A 17,729-nucleotide genomic window follows, 5' to 3' on the forward strand; every position below is an offset into this window, starting at 1 on the left:
TTCTTATTCCTCAATACCATTTTGGAACAGGCACAGAGTCATAATATCCCCCCTACTTATTACTTTAAAAACAATTTTATCAGAATATGATCTGATCATCAATAAAAATATTAATATTTCATTATATTTGATTAAACAAACACCAAAAAAAATAAAATAATATGAAAAAGTTCTGCTTTGGAGCTCTCCTTGGAATTCTCTTTCTGGGAAGCTGCGCTCAAAATAAAGAAAAAAGAGAAGCGTTTAAAGAGGCTCACAATAAAGATTCTTTAAGAAACAAAATGGGTGACTCTGCTGTAGCCAATTCTCAGTCTGCTTCTGCTCCTTCAACCTCAAAAACTGACAGTACCCAAACAAAAGGTAAATAAAATCACAAATCCACAGACTTTCTGTGGATTTGCACTTAAAAAAACTTGACTGAAAAAAAACCGGGCAATCAACCCCGATTATATGGTATGGTCCGGAATTCCGGATCAGAATATTTTACGTTAGCAGATAAAATGACATCGCAATTATTTCCCGATTACAGAAAGAAGACCAGATCTTTTTCCTAAAAGTTTCATCGTTGAATTGATTGAATGTAGACCCTCATTTTATTTCATTCTAAAAGAAACAGAATTTCTTCAAAAATAAAAGAGACAAGCTGTAGTGTGATAGTCGTCATTCCCGTGAAACTGCCGCAAAGATATGACAGGAGGACGCTTGCGTAAAATAATAGGTTGTCTGTTTTCGTGAAAATGGCAAGTCAGAATAAAAGAAACGATCTGTTTTTAATCATTTTCACGAAAATGGACATTCTTATCTGATTGGTTTTCAGAATCAAGATACTTAATATAGGCTGAAGGAGAATAATCAGTGACTGCTTTGAATACGGCAGCAAATTTACTGTGTGAAGAAAAGCCACATTCATCAGCAAGAATACTGATTTTATATTGTCTGTACTTTTCATCATTGATCAGTTTGTCTACAATATAATTGATTCTTAAACGGTTGATGTACGTTTTAAAATCGGTACACTTGTGCTGATTGATCACATAAGACAGATACTTTGTATTGGTATTCAGCTCTCCTGCAAGGAAAGATAAAGACATGCCTTTATTGTTGTAAAGAGCTCCCTTTTCAAACGCTTCAAGCAGTTCAAGCAGTTTCGATTCTGTTTCGGAAGTCATCAGTGAGTCATTTCTTTTTCGGTCTGCTTCACTGTCTTTTTCATCAATTTCTTCTACGAATATATTGGAGAATTCGGAATGTTCAGATGGTTTTAAAGGTTGATTTCTGGTACTTATCATTTTCAGCTGTGCCCTTATAATGCTTCTGAATTTTGAATGCTGTTTTTTCTGTTTCATTCTGAAAAAGATGATCAGACCGATCACGGCTGCCGACAATATAATGATTGCGGCATTTTTAGCGACATTCATAGAACCGTTCTTCTTATTATTTCTATTACCCAGAATTTCCTTATTATTCACTACAAACCCTTGGTTTCGGGCAGCAATGCTATCATAGGCTTTTACATATTTAACTGCATATAAAGATGCTTTGAAATTGTCTCCGGTTCCTTCGTAATAATCGTTAATATTGGAATATACAGCTTTTTTCAGCTTGAGGCTTCGGGAAGTATCGGCTATTTTTTCTGCTTTTTTCAGATATAATTCTGCTTCTTTCCAGTTTTGCTGCTTCAGACGGATTCCTCCCAGCCCGTTATACACCAATCCCAGTGTACAGCTTCCTTCTTTGAGTAATTCCTGCGCTTTTCTGTAATAATTTTCTGAGGCAGTATAATTATTGAGTTTAAAATAAACATCACCCAATACCTGATAAGACGCCGCTGCTGTCCGGTCTTCATTCTTACTGTTTATTTTTTCAAAATGCTCCAGAGAACGTTCTATATATTGTACTGCATTAGAATAGTTACCCTGTTCCATTTCATAGAAAGCCATTTCCTGATTCAGTAATCCTGAGGCTTCATTACTTTCCTGAAAGCTTAAGATCTGTTTGGAAGATTCGAGTCCTTTTAAGATATATTTTCTGGCTCTTTCATTGAGTCCCACCTGTCTGTATTCACGAGCCAGCAATCTGCTTACATTGGCCATCCATTGGGGATCTCTTTTCTGATTGATTAATGAATGGGCATTTTCTCCGTAGCATATCGCTTTTTTAAGTTCACCTGCATGATGATAAAGCTCTGAAGAAAGCATCAGGCTTCTGATTTTCTCTGTGGGCTCTTGTGCCACCATATAAAGGGAATCTGCCGTTCTGATCGCTTTAGGCAGATCTTTATAGGCCGTGATGGAGGAAGTCCTTTCACAAGCCTGATCAAAGCTGTTCTTTTTCTGGGCAAATAGAGGGATTGCTGTTGTAAGCAAAAACAAAAATATCAGTAGGATTCTGGACATACAAAAACAAATTATTATTTTTATTTTATAATAATTCATCATTATTTTCACGGGTGTCTTTTTGTTTTTTACAAAATTAGTAATATTTTACTTTTAATTAAAATATTCTATTGAAATTTAATCATTTAACCTAAAACATCAATTTGTATTAAATTTAATAATAAGACCAAAACAATAAACGATTATCTTTCATATTAATCTATATCTGTATTAAAAACAAGGTTCCTGTATAATTATTTTCAATATGAACGACCTAAATGTCAGCATATTTATTACATTTGCAGGGAATAAAAAGTTTTTATGAAAAAAATAACCATACTTTCCACTCTATTTGTAGGAATTCTTGCATGGGCACAGGGAATCAAATTTGAGGACAGCAATTTTGCCTCCATCCTGGCTAAAGCAAAAAAAGAAAACAAACTGATCTTTGTAGACGCATACGCTTCATGGTGCGGGCCATGTAAACTGATGGTGAAAAATATTTTTCCGCTTCAATCAGTAGGTGATTATTATAATTCTCATTTTATCAATGCTAAAATTGATATGGAGAAAGGAGAAGGTATCGAACTGGCTAAAAAATACAATGTAAAGGCATTCCCTACCTATCTTTTCATCGATGGAAACGGTGAGGCTGTACACAGAACGCTTGGGTATGTGGAAGAAAAGGATTTCATTCAGTTTGCTAAGGATGCTGAAGATCCTACCAGAAGGCTGACTTCTTTGAAACAGCAGTTTGAAAAGGGAGAAAAATCACCGGAATTCTTAAAAAACCTGGCTGGTCTTACTATTTATAATGATCCGGAATTTGCAGGGAAAGTTCTGAACCGTTATTTCCAACAGAAAACGGCTTTAGATCAGGAAGACGTACAGATGCTTCTTTCAGGGGTTCAAAGTACTGAAAGTCCACTTTATAAAATCTTTCAGGATAAGAAAACTGATATTGTCAAATTCCTCCCGGAAGATAAGTATGAAAAGCTTGATAAAAACATTAAGCTAAATACAGTTGCTAAAAAAGCATACAACCCGGATACCAAAACATGGAATGACACTTACTTCATGACGGAAACTCAAAAATTTCTAAGCAAAGAAGAAGCTGACAAAATCCTGAAAAGAATGAAAGCCAACAGAGCTTTAAAGAATAAAGATATTCCTGAGTATGAAAAATTAATTCTTGATCTGTATAAGGATTATTCTGCAGCAGGTTCTGAAGAACTGAATTCTCTTGCATGGAACTTCTTTGAAAATGTAAGCAATAAGACTTCCCTGGAAAAAGCAATTGCCTGGGCTCAGGAATCTGTAAAGAAAGATCAGAACTTTGCTAATACAGATACGCTAGCCAATCTTTATAACAAGGTAGGGGACAAGAAAAATGCAAAAATGTGGGCTGAAAAGTCTATTGAACTGGCTAAAAGCTCCGGACAGGATTCTTCTGATACGGAAAAGTTATTGAAAAGCCTTTAATAAGTGCTATATAAAAGTAAAACCCGCAGAACGAGAGTTCTGCGGGTTTTTATGTTTTATTTTTCTAATAGATGTAGTGGTAAAACCACCCCGTCAAAAATTCTCTGAATTTTTGCCACCCCTCCAAGGGAGGGGAATATTCGGTTTCCATTTGAATATCAGTGAATGTTTAAAGACAAAAGCAACTTTACAGGCAAAATAATAGGAAGTATCAATCTACCATTTATCACTCCATCACCACCTCATCACCTTCATTAATTCTCCTCATTACTTTCTTCTCTTCCTCAGCCTCATCAACCATCCTAGCTACCTTACTCTCCCCCTTTTCACCATTCAGCCCTTTCGCCTTTTTGCCCCTTAATATTCAAAAAGAACACTTCCCCATGTAAATCCACTTCCAAAAGCTGAAAGAAGGACTAAATCTCCTCTTTTAATTTTTCCCTGTTCAATAGCTTCACTTAAAGCAATTGGAATAGAAGCAGCGGTTGTATTTCCGTATTTCTGGATATTGTTAAAGATTTTTTCATTGGGTAACCCGAATTTTTCCTGTACAAACTGAGCAATTCTAAGGTTGGCCTGATGCGGAATAAACATATCAAGATCTTCTACTGTTTTTCCTGCTTTATTCAAAGCTTCCATCATGGTTTCAGGGAATCTTGTTACCGCATGTTTGAATACGAAGTTTCCGTTCATGATCGGATACACTTCCTTATTCGTTACATTTTCAGGATCTTTTCTCATTCGGTCACTCCATCCGAATTTGGAACCTGGGAACTGTGTACAAAGATCATCAGCATATTTTCCTTCAGAGTGCATATTCATTGCTAAAATATCACCTGCATTTTCGTCTTCTGTTGCAGAAAGTACAATGGCTCCTGCCCCGTCTCCGAAAATAACAGAAACACCTCTTCCTTCATCTGAAAAATCCAATCCGAAAGAATGGATCTCCGCTCCTACTACAAGAATATTTTTATAGGTTCCTGATTTGATGAATGCATTGGCAACACTCATAGAATATACAAATCCGGAACACTGGTTTCTCACATCCAAGGCCCCGATCGTATCGCAACCTAGCATATCCTGAAGCAAAACTCCACAGCCAGGAAAATAATAATCCGGAGAAAGTGTCGCAAAAATAATGTAATCAATATCTTTTGAAGTAAGCCCTGCATTCTGAATCGCTTTTTCTGAAGCTTTGAAACCTAAGTAAGCGCTGGTTTCCTGAGAGTCATACCTGTTTTTTCTGTGTCTTCGTTCCTTGATGCCTGTTCTTTCCGTAATCCATTCATCATTAGTCGTCATTAGTTTGGCTAAATCATCATTTGTAACAACGTTATCTGGAACATAAAATCCAACACCTTTTATTGTACTTTTAATCATATAGTTTTTTAATTTTGGCAAAGATAAAACTTATTTAACACATAGTTTTTCAAAATATTAGTATTTTTACTTTATGCCAATTGATACGATATACAGAAGCTCCCAATGTGAATGGGTAGATGTAGAGGCTCCTACTGCAGAAGACCTGAAATTTCTTCATGAAAGATACGAAATCAACAATCTTCTTCTGGAAGATACTATAGATCCTAACCACCTTCCCAAATATGAAGAGGACGGAAGTGTAAAATTCTTTCTTCTCCGTGAAAGTACGGAACTGGAGCGAAAAAACCTCAACACCATCAGCGACATCAGCACCAAAATTGCCATTTTCCTGCTGGACAATACCATCATCACGATCCATAGGATGAAAACGAGGAGTATTTCTGAAACCAAAAAGAAACTACAGACCACCCAGGAGGACATTACCCCACAAAAAATAGCTCTGATGATCGCTATTCTGATCATGAAAAGTTTCGATGATGAATCGATAAGCCTGCTGGAAACAATGGACAATATTGAAAATGAAATTTTCCTTAAGAATACCAACCATACGAGCCAGATCCGAAGATTGTATAAGCTGAAGCGAAAATCTGGTCTGAATTCCAGGGTACTGGTCATCTCATCAGATGCTATTGATAAATTTAAACTCCTGAACTTACAGGATTCTGAAATTGTGGATCTAAAGGATAAACACAAAGACGTAGTAGCCGATTTTGATCATTTGAATATACAGATTACCAACCTTATTTCGATGTTTCTGGCCCTTTCGGATCAGAAAGCCAACCAGGTGATGAAAGTTCTCGCCATCTATTCGGTTTACTTCTTACCTATCACCTTCATTGCCGGAGTTTACGGAATGAACTTTGAAAATATGCCTGAACTTCATCATAAGCATGGTTATTTTATTACGTTGGGAGTAATGGCTACGGTAGTGATCAGCACTTTCATCTATGTGAGACGAAGACAGTGGTAATCTCATTGTTGAGACAGGTTTAAAGGCGAAGAATAAGTCAATCTATTGTTTGCATGGACCCCTTTCTTAAACTACAATGTCCCAAAACAAAATACTATGAAAACTGAAGACCTTAATAAAATTCTGGAAGATGATTCGCTTTCGAATGAGTCTAAGGATAAGCTTATTGCCTTACACGAAAATATCTCTTCCAAAGAATTCTCTGATCTTCTGGATCAGCAGGGCAATCAGTATATAGAGTTTGTACAGGAAGGTGGCGGCGTCTGGGGAAGTGCTTTGGTGGGATACCTTTATGGTCTTGAAATCTTTGGGATCCGTTTTCTGAAAGTAGCGGGAACGAGTGCCGGAGCGATCAATACGATGCTTATTGCAGCCTGCAAAACCAAAGAAGAATCCAAAAGTGAGCTGATTAAAGATATTCTTTTCAGCTGGGATTTTGCTGATTTTATGGACGGAAAGACTTACGTAAAAACTACCCTTCATGGGATGCTTAACAATAAGGACTTTTTTAAGATCAATGCCATTATTGCAGCGATTCTCTTCATTATTCTGGTCAGCATTCCTTTTGCTGCTCCTTCAGACAGCATACTGAGTGCAAAACTTATGTTTCTGATCCCTCTGATCCCTGCCATTATCCTCTTTTTATGCATTAAAAAGCTATACAACAATTTCAGAAAGGAAAACAGCGGACTCAATCCTGGAAATGTATTCCGGAATACGATGAAGAATGCTCTGGAAAGTTTCGGAATCAAAACCGTGGCTCACCTGAACGAAAAATTCATTCAGAAGGAATATGATCTTAACCTCAACTACCGCTACGGAAACGGCCAGGAATATTATACAATGGCGCTTCAAAGCATAGAAAGCATCAAGAATAAAAACCTTGAGCATATCGACCAGACCCGTTATAAAATATTCTATGAAAGTGCCGCCAATAACGACTATTACAAAAACAACCCTTTCTATCTGCTCCGATCAGAATATGTGATCATTACGACCGACATTAATGCTAAAATAAAAGTGGAACTTCCCACTATGGCCAATCTGTACTGGTCTGAAGAGGAACTGAAACACATCAGTCCGGCAGATTTTGTGAGAGCTTCCATGTCTGTTCCTTTTTTCTTTGAACCTTTCCAGAAAGAGATCAACAAAGAGGATGATTCTGTAAAATATGCCTGGAAATATTGGATGAATACTCAGCAGAAAGACATTAATCCTGTTGGGATTTTCATTGATGGCGGCAGCATCTCCAACTTCCCTATCGATCTGTTTCACGCAGATGAAGTTTTTTATCCCAGAATGCCCCTTTTCGGCGTACAGCTCACCAGTGATTCTGCCCTGCTTTCCGAAAGAGGAAAAACAACAAGTGCGGAAATCATGAACACTCCCTTCAGCTATGCCGGAAATATCATCAGTACTTTAAAAGGTTTTAATGATAAAACATTTCTTACCAAGCATAGTTTCTACCGCCTTTACAGTATACAGACCGTCAACTGTGGTACCAGCACCTGGCTGAATTTCTTTATGAAAAAGGAAGAAAAAGAAGAACTTTTCAACAGAGGCTTCCAGGCTGCCCTGGATTTTCTGAACCAGTTTGACTGGAAAAAATACAAATACGAACGCATGATGCTCTCCATGAAAGAGAAAAAAATACTGAAAGAAGAGGATACCCCTACGGTGGGATAAGAATTTTTGAGTACTTTAGCTTTTTTAATAATCTGATGAAAAAAAGATATTTCTTTATTGCTGGAATCATAATTCTACTTATTTTCATTTCTATCCCTATAATTCATATCCTTAAAGCAAAATGGAATGAATCTGATATAAGGAAAGAGATTCCTAAAGGATATACTGATGATGCAAGTCAGCTGAACTTAACGAAAATTGATACTCTCATAAAAGTACCATCTTCTAAACCGGAAATTGAAAATCAACTTCATCAGATCCTGGCTTATGCAAAAGAAAAGCACTTAAAAATATCCATTGCCGGAGCTCAACACAGTATGGGCGGACATAGCATTTATCCGAATGGCATTCTGCTTAATATGCTTCCCTACAGACATATGGAACTGGATGAAAAAAACAATATTCTTACAATAGGATCCGGAGCCTTGTGGGAAGATGCTATACAATATCTGGATAAACATGGTAAGTCTATTGCAATCATGCAGGCTTTCAGCTCTTTTTCGGTAGGCGGATCAATCAGTGTAAATGGTCATGGATGGCAAAAGAATCTGCCTCCTATTTCCTCCAGCGTAGTATCATTTTCATTGATGAATCAAAATGGAGAGATAATTAATTGTAGCAGAGACGAAAATCCTGAACTGTTCAAACTGGTGATCGGCGGATATGGTCTTTTCGGAATCATTCTTGATGTTCGGCTAAAAGTAGTTGATAATACAGCTCTTCAATATAAATATATTCGCCTAAGTGCCGATCATTACGTGGAATATTATAAAAAATTTATTTCTGAAAATCCAGGGGTAAATCTGGTTTTCGGAAGGTTAAAAATTTCTGACAAACATTTTCTTGAAGACGCAACCATCAATTATTTTGAAAAAACGGATGAAAAACCATTACCTCTTCAGCTTCAAAATGTTAAAAATGAAGAAACAAAGCGCCTGGTCTTTAGAAGCACTGTAAATAGTGAATATGGAAAAAGGCTGCGGTGGGATCTGGAAACAGGTATGAATAAAATGACCAAAAATGCCGTTTATTCCAGAAACGAGCTTCTTAATGACCATGTTTCTCTTATCGAAAATAAAGATCCAAACTCTACCGATCTGCTTCAGGAATATTTTATACCAGAAAGAAATTTTAATCAGTTTATTAAAAATATAAAACCTGTTTTGAAGAGCTCAGGACTGGATCTTCTGAATATTACCATCAGAGCCGTCAATAAAGATGAAGACAGCTATATGAACTATGCCAGAGAAAATGTTTTCGGATTTGTCTTTTTATTCAACCAGAAAAAAACAACGAAACAAGAAGATGCGATGAAAAAACTGACTAATAACCTGGTAGATATTACTCTAAAAAATGAAGGAACTTTTTATCTTCCATACCGCCTTCATATAGGTAGAGGCAAAATGAGGAAAATATATCCACAGGCAGATTCATTCTTTGAGTTGAAAAGAAAATATGATCCTTCAGAAATCTTTGACAATAAATTTTACCAACACTATAAATAAAATATGATCATGAAATACATCTGCGAATGTTGCGGAGAAGAAAAAGAAGACTGGCCGGCACTGGCTTACTCTTCCCCATATCTTTATTCCTGCTTATCTGAAGAGGAGTTAAAAAATACTGAACTTACCTCGGACCTGTGTATCGTGGAAACGTCTGAATACACTTATAGGTTTATCCGGGCCGTCTTAATACAGGAAGTGATTGATGATTGCAGAGACCTTGATTATGGAATCTGGGTTTCATTAAGTGAGAAAAGCTACAACGAATATGTAGAGAACTATGATAACAAGGAGTTTAAAGCAGAATATTTCGGCTGGCTGTCCACTTATCTTCCCGACTATGACTTTTCTGAAAGCATTCCAACAACGGTTGTGGTAGACAATACTATCGGTCGTCCGTTTGTTTTTCCTCATCAGAGCTTTGAGCATCCTTTTGTAAATGACTTTTATAACGGAATTACAAAAGAAGAAGCCGAAAAAAGGATCAACAGAGCATTAAACTTAAATGATGAATAATGGCAAGTTGCTTTATTATTTTTAAAAATGGAGCTACCTTTTCAAGAAGATGGACAGGCTATGACTGTATTATACAAATAGCTATTAAGGAGCTGCTCCTTCTAGAAAACGGGAAGCCTCTTGCGGAATGGCTGCGTCTTCAAATTCCATTGGAAGATGAAACTGAAGATCAGAGAGTAGAATCAGGTTATGGTTTTTACCAGGCAACTACTGGTAAATGGGTCAACAGAAGTCTGGATACAAGAAGCTTTACAGAAGATAATCAGAAACTGTTCTGGCAAGCGATTGAAAACGGAAGGGTAAATCTTCATAATCCTGAGCTGGAAGACTATTCTGATCTGAGCCTTGAATACTTTGACTATTTCTACGAGATGTATCAGCTTTCAGTGCAGGGTGTGCTCCCGGAAGGATATTCTCATACTACAAATTCCGATTCCTGCAGTGAAAAAAATGGTCCTGGCTGGGATCAGAAAATTTAAATGATCATACCATGAACTGGATTATCAGAAGTACAAAAAAAGTAAAGTTCCATACCAATCTTCAGGAAGTTTTAAAACCTATCTGGAAAGATCTCGCCTTTCATCACTGGATCTTAACCGATCTTGATTTTATGTCTGATGATCGTATCCCTATCAATTTTGATCATGATTTCTTTATTTTAAATCATCAACAGTTTGAGACTATCTACAAAAGTAATACTCAGATTATCTGGGGAATTATTGCCGCTGTCCCCCATCCTATTGATGTTAATTCTTTGCAAGTATCCCAATTGTCGGCTGAAGATCCTAAGGTCTGGAAAAGTAATCATTTTTTAATTGCTGACAGTATTTTAGAAATCATTGCTGTTGACAGTGGGTACACTATCATTAAATTTAAAGATGGAGCTCTTTCTGAAAAATTTAAAAATTATTTTCAGGACCAGGCTGCAGATTTACAGACATTCAATAAAAACATTTTTGATAAAATATGAGAGGTTTAAGTAAATACCTTATTATTGCAGGACTCCTGATGCTTCCTATTTCGGTTATTATGTTTATAATCGGGGCAGGAATGTTTACGGCAAGTGGAAATTTCCCACCATTCATCATAAGATTAAGTGAACTATGTTTTGCCTTTTGGCTGCCATGTCTCATATTGGGAATTATCATTACTACTATCGGAGCTATCATGGGCTTAATCCTTGAAAGAAAAAAATATTAAAAAGGTTCTGAGATATTTCTCTGAATACATTAATAGAACTTATTATGGGTGGATTTATAGAACTGTACAGACTGGATAAAGCAAAGATCAGAGAAAACCTGTATCCGAAAATTTCAGATACAAGTCTTCCTGATGTATTTTTAGAGATCATTAATAAACGTTTTGGAACCTTCCGGGATTTTCTGAAAAGCGAAAGAGAATTTTCAGATCTATCCTATGAAAAGCTTGTGTTAAAACTTCAGCAAGAAGATTACACCTTAGAAAATGAAGAATTTACAGCTCTTTTCGATTGGTTTACCTGGTATTATCAGAATGATCACGAGGGTGACGAAGAAATCTTTGCCCATCATGGATTCGTCAGCATCTGGCATCTGACTACCCGCTATGAAGTTCCTCTACTCTTTTCAGTGGCTGCCAAAGGAGTTGAGGAATTTTATATTCCGCTTCTTGATAATGCTCCGGAATTGACAATTGATCCTATTTTAAGCAGTAATGAGCTTCTTCTTATGGTTGATTATCTTATTCTTCTTTCCTTTAAAGCAGCTGTTTTCGTAGGATCACCCGACGTAGAGGAAATGAGAAAATCATTGAATATTGCTCAGTTCGACCCCTATATCAATCTGCACATAAGTACCGAAAAACACCTAAATACTTATCTTCAAAACACTGATGATCTATACCGTGATGAAATGAAACATCTTCTTGAAGGTGGCTATGAATATATTCCGGATATAATGATGAACATCAAAGAAAATCTGGGCAGTTATGAAGGTCCGGTTTACCTTGATCATCATTACTGATCTAAAGTCTATCCAAAAAATCGAGGTACTTCGGTACACTCTTTTCGATCCATTCTTCTGAAGAATCACGTTCTATACCATAGTACACGAAAGGTTCTTTATACTCTGCTTTTATATAATCAAAGGTCAGTTCGTAAGGTCTGAAAAGTTCGTTCATCGTATATTTATATTCTCCGGATGCAGTATAGCCTTCTTTGTCAATCCCGGCAGTAACCGCTAAAGTCATTTTCTTTCCTGCCAGCCTGTATCCGCTATTGCTTCCATAAGCCCAGCCATACAAAACAACCTCATCCAGCCATTGTTTCAGAAGTGGTGGGCTGCTGAACCAATAAAAAGGAAACTGAAATACGATCTTATCATAAGATTCCATCAGTTTTTGCTCTTCAGCAATATTGATCTTTCCATCAGGATAAGCTTTATATAATTGGTGAACGGTGTATTTTTCCGGGGATTTTTTCAGTTCTTCAATCCATCTTTTATTGATGGCGGATTTTTCAATATCCGGGTGAGTTACAATAATTAAGGTCTTCATTATGTTTAAATTTCTACAGCAAAACTACAACATGTAACTTACATTTCGTACATTAGCAACCTATTGTATGGTACTATAAAAAATGTAAGTAATGACTAAAATAAAGGAAACTTCAACCAATTTTGCCAATAAGAAAGCCCTTGCTGATGAATGTCCGGAGATCTATGCCTCCAATACTATCGGTGGACAATGGGCATTGGCTATCTGTTGTTATCTGATCAATGGGAAAATGAGATTTGGTGAATTGAAGAAAAAACTTCAAAACATTACAGAACGTATGCTTACCCTCCAGCTTAGAAGACTTGAAGAAGATAAAATTATCACAAGAACGGTTTATGCCGAAGTTCCGCCAAGGGTAGAATATGAACTGACGGAAATTGGATATAAACTGAAACCGATTATTCTGGAATTTGAAAAATGGGGAAATGAGCATAAAGAACTGATGAAAAAAGCTTCAAAGAATGACTGAGGAATTAGATACTTTTTATCTGGAATTAATCGTAGTGGCATGTCAGACCAGTCAAAACGACGTCTATATGCATGGATACCTCGAAATAAGACTTAACAATAAAAAGCCTTATGCAGAAGGAGATATTATTGACATCAGTGAGTTCTATGAGAGTATAGATGCAGATGGTGAATTCAAAATATTTTCATGTTGCTGCGGAATTCCTGAGTGTAGTGGCTGGATTAGAGGAATTCAGGTTGATCACCTTGAAAATAACCTTATAAAATGGACCAATCTTAATAGCGGACAATCCTGGACATTTCAAAAACACCTGCTTGTAGATGCTTTACAGCAAGTAGATGAAGAGGTAGAAAATTTTAAAAAATTTTTCACCCAAAAAGACATTGAGTATGTGGGATATGGTGCTTAATAGAAGATTTTTTCACCATCAGATTGCTACAGAATAACCAATAGAAGCCTCTGCAATTAATAGAATCATTCTGTAGCAATCTAAGTTATCCTTACACCTTTTTCCACAAAGGCTTTTCGGCCAATACTTTTTCGTGTATCGGACAGCTTTCATGATGGGCTCCTTTCAGGTATCCGGTACTCATCAAAAACTCATTTACAATCTCTCCACCAGTGAATTTGAATGTTTTCTTAAAAAGCGTCATCCACTCCGGTAATGTTTTAGGATGATGATGCTCCAGCCATTTTTCGAATGAACCAAATTCTTTCTGAAGTTCAATAATCGTTCTGGCATTTTCTATTGCTGCATTCACCTTGAGCTTATTTCTGATAATTCCAGGATCGTTAAGCAGTCTCTCTCTATCTTCTTCTGTATAAGCGGCAATTGTCTGAATATTAAAATTGTGATATGCCGCTCTGAAGCTTTCTTCTTTCTTCAGAACCGTTTCCCAACTCAGACCTGCCTGGTTAATTTCCAGGATCAGTCTTCCAAACAATTCGTTGTCATCATGGATCGGAAACCCATAATAATTGTCGTGATAGTTTTTGTGCAGTTCTCTTCTGCTTTCTGGCTGCATTCCTTCTATGGCTAAGCAATAACTCATCGAAATATTCTGTTTTTTATTTAATGGTATAAAGATAAGACAGGATTGTGACAACTGTTAGTCAGTAGAGGTTATTTTTTATCTTGTGAAAAGAAAACTAAAAACTGGTGAATACTGTGGTATCCGATCGAAGATTTTCTTTTTTTGCCACGGATACACGAATAAAATATCTGCTGTATAGTCTCTACTCATAACAATATAATTCATGTATTCGTGGCAAAAAACTTCTTGCAGATTTTTCTCAACTGCCAAAGTCTTCCTGTTCTATGTGGCTTACCATCATCCAATAACAAATTTCCGATACCCTCCATCATTACCTTGAAAATATTAACTAGATTAGCAACCTCAAAATATCAGCCATGAAATTACTTTTATCCATTCTGTTTTCTTTATTCCTAAGCTTAGTGAATGCTCAGAATATCTATTCAAAAGCCTATGGAAATCCAAAGAATCCACCCGTAATTTTCATACATGGTGGACCCAGCGGAAATGCTACCCTATTTGAAGGAACTACTGCTCAGAAAATGGCTGACAAAGGATTTTATGTAATCGTATACGACAGACGTGGTGAAGGTCGTTCGAAAGACGAGAATGCTACCATGACTTTTAACGAAAGTTTTGATGATTTAAATACCCTGTATACTACCTATAAGCTTAAAAAAGCAAATATTATTGCCCATAGTTTCGGAGGAATTATCGGGACATTGTTTACAGATAAATTCCCTGAGAAAGTAAGTTCTCTGACTCTTGCCGGAGCTTTGTTTACCCAACAGGAAACGTATGATCATATCTTAAAAGAGGCAAAAGAACATTTCAAAAATGATCCGACCCTGCTCAAAGAGATTGCAGCAGTTGAAAGCCTTGATAAAAACTCTGCTGCTTACAGAAAGAGATGCTATGAGATCGCAAGCAAGCTCAACTTCTTTGATATGCCTCATCCTACACAGGAAAGTGAAAGATTAAGACAGGAATATAAGAATGGGGAATTCTACAGAAACAATATCAGAAATGCCAATTCTCCTATTAAATTTTATCAGAATGAGCCTCTCAATAATCTTGATAATACTGCTGTTTTAAAAGAAATCAAACGAAAAGGGATTCTCATTTTTGCAGTATATGGAAAAAATGACGGAATCTTCTCTGAAAAGCAACTGGCTGATCTTACTGCGATCGTTGGAAAGAAGAATTTTAAACTGTTCGATAACTGTTCACATTATTTATTTGTAGATCAGCAGGATGAATTTTTACAATTTATAAAGCTTAAACTAAAATAAAGTGTAGTTTTGTACTTATGTCAAGCCCATCAATATATATGAAAACCTATAAAGCCATCATCATGATGCTGGTACTGGTGTTTTCATTATCGCCATGTTCTGTAAAAAGAAATGTGCTTGACCTTTTTGACATTCAGTACATCAGTGGTCTCAATAAGGTAAAAACTACCTCCGGGCCATCCTTCAGCTGCGATACTGCTTCTGCTTCTTCACAGGTTTCAATATCGAAATCCAGGAGTATCAGGCTGACAGGATCTTTTATGTATTCCAATACTGTTGCAAAGAATATTCGAGAAGAAAAACTTTTCTTCAATAAATATTCCGGGCATTCCACGGGAAACAGCCCTCCGAAATATATTCTGTTTAAAAGACTGAAATTAAGCCTGGTGTAAAAACTTTTTCAACTCAGATTAAAAACAGTTTTTTACCATACATTATTAATTTCAATGAAACATACTACTAACAGCCAGTCTTATGACCTGGCCGGATTATATACTTTATCTCTAAGAATGGTGATCGGATGGACCTATTTCTCCGCATTCTGGCGAAGACTCATCCTTGAGAACAAGCTTATTCCTGATGAAAAGGGATATATCGGGGAAAAATTCAATCATTTCTTACCCAACGCCTTAGGCATCAAACCTATTATCGAATATCTGGTGACCCATCCGGATGCATTACAACGGTCAATGATGACTTTTACCATTATTGAAGCAATTGTAGGGTTGTTTATTATCCTCGGATTACTGACCCGGTTGATGAGCATCGGGATTTTCAGTCTTGCTTTGGGAATTTTACTGGGGTCAGGCTGGTTGGGAACCACCTGCGTAGATGAATGGCAAATAGGTGTTCTGGGAATTGCCGGAGGTTTTGTCTTATTTCTCACGGGAAGCGGCCCTTATTCTCTGGATCATTATTTCATCAAGAAGAACAGGCATTTTACCCTGACAAAATGGTTTCAATGGTTGGGCTCGGGAGTACTTCCTGTTTCTCAGCCAAAAGTTTTTGTGCTCACGGGTTCTCTGATCATTTTTGGTCTTACGCTTTACACCAATCAATATTTTCATGGAGGGGTCTGGGGAACCTTGCATAATAAATCGGTAAAACCTAAGCTTGAGATTTCCAATATTTCACATACTGATTCTGATCTGCAATTCGAAGTTTACAGAACGGAAGGTGCTGATGTCTATGGATCTTTCCTCATTGGGGTTCACATTCTGGATAAGAATGGAAATGTTTTAAAGGAATTTGACCATAAGGCCCTTTCAAAATTTTCTGAGGATCATATTAAAAATCATTATGTAGCCAAAGTAAAACCAGGGAAACACAGTCTTATTATTCCTTTGGGAGCAAAAGCAGATGTCCGTATCGGGATTGATGATATTCTTCGAAAAGAGGAAATCCATACCTTAAAATTGATTGATATTAGCGGTATTGAGTGGACGGAAAAAATACAATAGATCAGATATGATTTTATATTTTGTTGGAAAACGTGAGGATACAATTTTTTGTTGTATTTCAGGTTTTGGCTAAAGCCAATGGAATGATAAATATAGTGAGAGCGGGCTAAAGCCCGCTCCTATTGATATGGATATGGATATGGATATTGATGTCGAACCCGAATAGATATACATAAAAGATAATGGTGTTTACCGACAATATCTGTTATCTGTTATCTGTTATCTGTTATCTGTTATCTGTTATCTTAAAAAACTATTTCTCCACCAAGATCCCCTCATATATACATGAACTGTCCGGATCAAGCTTCAGTACTTTCATTTCAAGTAAAACATCCAGCCCCATGGTATCGCATACTCCCTGAACAAAAGGTTTGATGACCGGCCATTTCAGCAGGCCAGCAATCTGGAAGCTCTGGGTGATTTTATGGTAGCGGTCGATACCTTTGATCAGGAATTCAGCTTTGTGGTCATTTAATTCTTTAAATTCAAAATTATATTCGGGACTGGATGTAAAAACTGCTGCAATAAGGATCTTGGCCACTGCGGGGATGCCAGGCTGTAAGTCCGGTTTGGCCTCCATATTTTTCAAAGCCATTCTTGATCCGAGATCATACATAAAAGTACTGGAGAGCTGCTCAATAGCTTCTGGTCCATAGAGTTTTCCTGCCTGTTTGAGAAGGCCACCATAAAAGGCTCCTGTAATATCTGAGAGACGTTGTGTAAGTTCTTTAAAAGTTTCTGGAAAAAAGTCAGCAATGATCTGATTCTGATTCATTTCTGGAAGATAAACGTCATTCTTCCTGAAATCTGATAATGCGGCATAGGTTTCCGGTAATTGTATCTGATTCATATGTAAAATGGTATAAGTTTTTTGAAAAAATAAATCTAAAAGCAATGCAACTGAATAATAGGATTTCAGAAACATTGAATTTTGCCTTTATTAAACAAGGCAAAAGTTCCATACTTCATGAGTATGAATAAATCTATAATCTAAGGGTAACTTTCCCATAAGAACCAGAGCGTAT

At 36.7% G+C, this 17,729-nt stretch carries 20 protein-coding genes; 15 read left to right on the plus strand and 5 right to left on the minus strand.

Translation table 11 applies throughout. The annotated features are described in order from the left end of the window. The first annotated feature begins 161 nt into the window (after positions 1–161). On the plus strand, positions 162–368 hold the full coding sequence (locus AC106K_RS09500) for a hypothetical protein (RefSeq protein WP_482444832.1): 207 nt from the start codon (positions 162–164) through the stop codon (positions 366–368). Positions 369–770: 402 nt separating this feature from the next. Here AC106K_RS09500 and AC106K_RS09505 read toward each other — a convergent pair whose 3' ends face one another. Continuing rightward, complete coding sequence (locus AC106K_RS09505) at positions 771–2,396, minus strand: tetratricopeptide repeat protein (protein WP_482444834.1); 1,626 nt, start codon at positions 2,394–2,396, stop codon at positions 771–773. A gap of 300 nt (positions 2,397–2,696) precedes the next feature. Between AC106K_RS09505 and AC106K_RS09510 the strand changes: the two genes are divergently transcribed. After that, the gene (locus AC106K_RS09510) at positions 2,697–3,857 is read left to right on the plus strand and encodes a thioredoxin family protein (RefSeq protein ID WP_482444836.1); all 1,161 of its coding nucleotides are present in this window, start codon (positions 2,697–2,699) and stop codon (positions 3,855–3,857) included. Between the two features lie 357 nt (positions 3,858–4,214). Here AC106K_RS09510 and AC106K_RS09515 read toward each other — a convergent pair whose 3' ends face one another. Next, the gene (locus AC106K_RS09515) at positions 4,215–5,237 is read right to left on the minus strand and encodes a 3-oxoacyl-ACP synthase III family protein (protein WP_482444838.1); all 1,023 of its coding nucleotides are present in this window, start codon (positions 5,235–5,237) and stop codon (positions 4,215–4,217) included. 73 nt (positions 5,238–5,310) lie between these two features. Between AC106K_RS09515 and AC106K_RS09520 the strand changes: the two genes are divergently transcribed. The 8 genes from AC106K_RS09520 to AC106K_RS09555 all read left to right on the plus strand — a co-directional run bounded on the left by AC106K_RS09520 (position 5,311) and on the right by AC106K_RS09555 (position 11,917). Next, positions 5,311–6,210 (plus strand): magnesium transporter CorA family protein, encoded by a 900-nt coding sequence (locus tag AC106K_RS09520; RefSeq protein ID WP_185289084.1) that lies wholly within the window; start codon positions 5,311–5,313, stop codon positions 6,208–6,210. A 96-nt stretch (positions 6,211–6,306) separates the two neighbouring features. Then, the gene (locus AC106K_RS09525; RefSeq protein ID WP_482444840.1) at positions 6,307–7,896 is read left to right on the plus strand and encodes a patatin-like phospholipase family protein; all 1,590 of its coding nucleotides are present in this window, start codon (positions 6,307–6,309) and stop codon (positions 7,894–7,896) included. Positions 7,897–7,931: 35 nt separating this feature from the next. Beyond that, entirely contained in the window at positions 7,932–9,401 is a 1,470-nt protein-coding gene (locus AC106K_RS09530; protein ID WP_482444842.1) for an FAD-binding oxidoreductase, read from the plus strand. 9 nt (positions 9,402–9,410) lie between these two features. Beyond that, entirely contained in the window at positions 9,411–9,917 is a 507-nt protein-coding gene (locus AC106K_RS09535) for a DUF2199 domain-containing protein (RefSeq protein WP_482444844.1), read from the plus strand. Next, positions 9,917–10,396, plus strand: a complete 480-nt coding sequence (locus AC106K_RS09540) for a hypothetical protein (RefSeq protein WP_482444846.1) — start codon at positions 9,917–9,919, stop codon at positions 10,394–10,396. The genes AC106K_RS09535 and AC106K_RS09540 overlap by 1 nt, the downstream gene beginning before the upstream one ends. An 11-nt stretch (positions 10,397–10,407) precedes the next feature. Continuing rightward, entirely contained in the window at positions 10,408–10,887 is a 480-nt protein-coding gene (locus AC106K_RS09545) for a hypothetical protein (protein WP_482444848.1), read from the plus strand. Next, positions 10,884–11,117: a hypothetical protein gene (locus AC106K_RS09550; protein WP_482444850.1), complete on the plus strand. Its 234-nt coding sequence runs from the start codon at positions 10,884–10,886 to the stop codon at positions 11,115–11,117. Before AC106K_RS09545 ends, AC106K_RS09550 begins: the two co-directional genes overlap by 4 nt. A 44-nt stretch (positions 11,118–11,161) precedes the next feature. Continuing rightward, on the plus strand, positions 11,162–11,917 hold the full coding sequence (locus AC106K_RS09555; RefSeq protein WP_482444852.1) for a hypothetical protein: 756 nt from the start codon (positions 11,162–11,164) through the stop codon (positions 11,915–11,917). 1 nt (position 11,918) lies between these two features. On the opposite strand, the gene AC106K_RS09560 is transcribed toward AC106K_RS09555, so the two are convergent. Further along, entirely contained in the window at positions 11,919–12,449 is a 531-nt protein-coding gene (locus tag AC106K_RS09560) for an NAD(P)H-dependent oxidoreductase (protein ID WP_482444854.1), read from the minus strand. A gap of 91 nt (positions 12,450–12,540) precedes the next feature. Between AC106K_RS09560 and AC106K_RS09565 the strand changes: the two genes are divergently transcribed. Both AC106K_RS09565 and AC106K_RS09570 read left to right on the plus strand, forming a co-directional pair. Then, positions 12,541–12,918 (plus strand): winged helix-turn-helix transcriptional regulator, encoded by a 378-nt coding sequence (locus tag AC106K_RS09565; protein ID WP_482444856.1) that lies wholly within the window; start codon positions 12,541–12,543, stop codon positions 12,916–12,918. Next, entirely contained in the window at positions 12,911–13,327 is a 417-nt protein-coding gene (locus AC106K_RS09570) for a hypothetical protein (protein ID WP_482444858.1), read from the plus strand. Before AC106K_RS09565 ends, AC106K_RS09570 begins: the two co-directional genes overlap by 8 nt. Positions 13,328–13,418: 91 nt before the next feature. Here AC106K_RS09570 and AC106K_RS09575 read toward each other — a convergent pair whose 3' ends face one another. After that, positions 13,419–13,970: a DNA-3-methyladenine glycosylase I gene (locus AC106K_RS09575; protein ID WP_482444860.1), complete on the minus strand. Its 552-nt coding sequence runs from the start codon at positions 13,968–13,970 to the stop codon at positions 13,419–13,421. Between the two features lie 359 nt (positions 13,971–14,329). Between AC106K_RS09575 and AC106K_RS09580 the strand changes: the two genes are divergently transcribed. From AC106K_RS09580 to AC106K_RS09590, 3 genes are read left to right on the plus strand one after another with little or no spacing between them, the layout of a single operon-like run. Continuing rightward, the gene (locus tag AC106K_RS09580; RefSeq protein ID WP_482444862.1) at positions 14,330–15,244 is read left to right on the plus strand and encodes an alpha/beta hydrolase; all 915 of its coding nucleotides are present in this window, start codon (positions 14,330–14,332) and stop codon (positions 15,242–15,244) included. 38 nt (positions 15,245–15,282) lie between these two features. Next, positions 15,283–15,636 (plus strand): hypothetical protein, encoded by a 354-nt coding sequence (locus AC106K_RS09585; protein WP_482444864.1) that lies wholly within the window; start codon positions 15,283–15,285, stop codon positions 15,634–15,636. Between the two features lie 54 nt (positions 15,637–15,690). After that, complete coding sequence (locus AC106K_RS09590; RefSeq protein ID WP_482444866.1) at positions 15,691–16,704, plus strand: TQO small subunit DoxD; 1,014 nt, start codon at positions 15,691–15,693, stop codon at positions 16,702–16,704. A gap of 253 nt (positions 16,705–16,957) precedes the next feature. Here AC106K_RS09590 and AC106K_RS09595 read toward each other — a convergent pair whose 3' ends face one another. Further along, positions 16,958–17,554: a hypothetical protein gene (locus tag AC106K_RS09595; protein WP_482444868.1), complete on the minus strand. Its 597-nt coding sequence runs from the start codon at positions 17,552–17,554 to the stop codon at positions 16,958–16,960. Positions 17,555–17,729: the final 175 nt, after the last annotated feature.

Source organism: Chryseobacterium sp. FR048 (genome assembly GCF_056844665.1).

Excerpts from the sequence above, each read along its gene's own strand:
- AC106K_RS09510 (WP_482444836.1), top strand. The coding sequence starts at position 2,697 with ATGAAAAAAATAACCATACTTTCCACTCTATTTGTAGGAATTCTTGCA.
- AC106K_RS09515 (WP_482444838.1), bottom strand. The coding sequence starts at position 5,237 with ATGATTAAAAGTACAATAAAAGGTGTTGGATTTTATGTTCCAGATAAC.
- AC106K_RS09545 (WP_482444848.1), top strand. The coding sequence starts at position 10,408 with ATGAACTGGATTATCAGAAGTACAAAAAAAGTAAAGTTCCATACCAAT.
- AC106K_RS09530 (WP_482444842.1), top strand. The coding sequence starts at position 7,932 with ATGAAAAAAAGATATTTCTTTATTGCTGGAATCATAATTCTACTTATT.
- AC106K_RS09580 (WP_482444862.1), top strand. The coding sequence starts at position 14,330 with ATGAAATTACTTTTATCCATTCTGTTTTCTTTATTCCTAAGCTTAGTG.
- AC106K_RS09500 (WP_482444832.1), top strand. The coding sequence starts at position 162 with ATGAAAAAGTTCTGCTTTGGAGCTCTCCTTGGAATTCTCTTTCTGGGA.
- AC106K_RS09565 (WP_482444856.1), top strand. The coding sequence starts at position 12,541 with ATGACTAAAATAAAGGAAACTTCAACCAATTTTGCCAATAAGAAAGCC.
- AC106K_RS09550 (WP_482444850.1), top strand. The coding sequence starts at position 10,884 with ATGAGAGGTTTAAGTAAATACCTTATTATTGCAGGACTCCTGATGCTT.
- AC106K_RS09590 (WP_482444866.1), top strand. The coding sequence starts at position 15,691 with ATGAAACATACTACTAACAGCCAGTCTTATGACCTGGCCGGATTATAT.
- AC106K_RS09575 (WP_482444860.1), bottom strand. The coding sequence starts at position 13,970 with ATGAGTTATTGCTTAGCCATAGAAGGAATGCAGCCAGAAAGCAGAAGA.
- AC106K_RS09505 (WP_482444834.1), bottom strand. The coding sequence starts at position 2,396 with ATGTCCAGAATCCTACTGATATTTTTGTTTTTGCTTACAACAGCAATC.
- AC106K_RS09520 (WP_185289084.1), top strand. The coding sequence starts at position 5,311 with ATGCCAATTGATACGATATACAGAAGCTCCCAATGTGAATGGGTAGAT.
- AC106K_RS09525 (WP_482444840.1), top strand. The coding sequence starts at position 6,307 with ATGAAAACTGAAGACCTTAATAAAATTCTGGAAGATGATTCGCTTTCG.
- AC106K_RS09540 (WP_482444846.1), top strand. The coding sequence starts at position 9,917 with ATGGCAAGTTGCTTTATTATTTTTAAAAATGGAGCTACCTTTTCAAGA.
- AC106K_RS09595 (WP_482444868.1), bottom strand. The coding sequence starts at position 17,554 with ATGAATCAGATACAATTACCGGAAACCTATGCCGCATTATCAGATTTC.
- AC106K_RS09570 (WP_482444858.1), top strand. The coding sequence starts at position 12,911 with ATGACTGAGGAATTAGATACTTTTTATCTGGAATTAATCGTAGTGGCA.
- AC106K_RS09535 (WP_482444844.1), top strand. The coding sequence starts at position 9,411 with ATGAAATACATCTGCGAATGTTGCGGAGAAGAAAAAGAAGACTGGCCG.
- AC106K_RS09560 (WP_482444854.1), bottom strand. The coding sequence starts at position 12,449 with ATGAAGACCTTAATTATTGTAACTCACCCGGATATTGAAAAATCCGCC.
- AC106K_RS09555 (WP_482444852.1), top strand. The coding sequence starts at position 11,162 with ATGGGTGGATTTATAGAACTGTACAGACTGGATAAAGCAAAGATCAGA.
- AC106K_RS09585 (WP_482444864.1), top strand. The coding sequence starts at position 15,283 with ATGAAAACCTATAAAGCCATCATCATGATGCTGGTACTGGTGTTTTCA.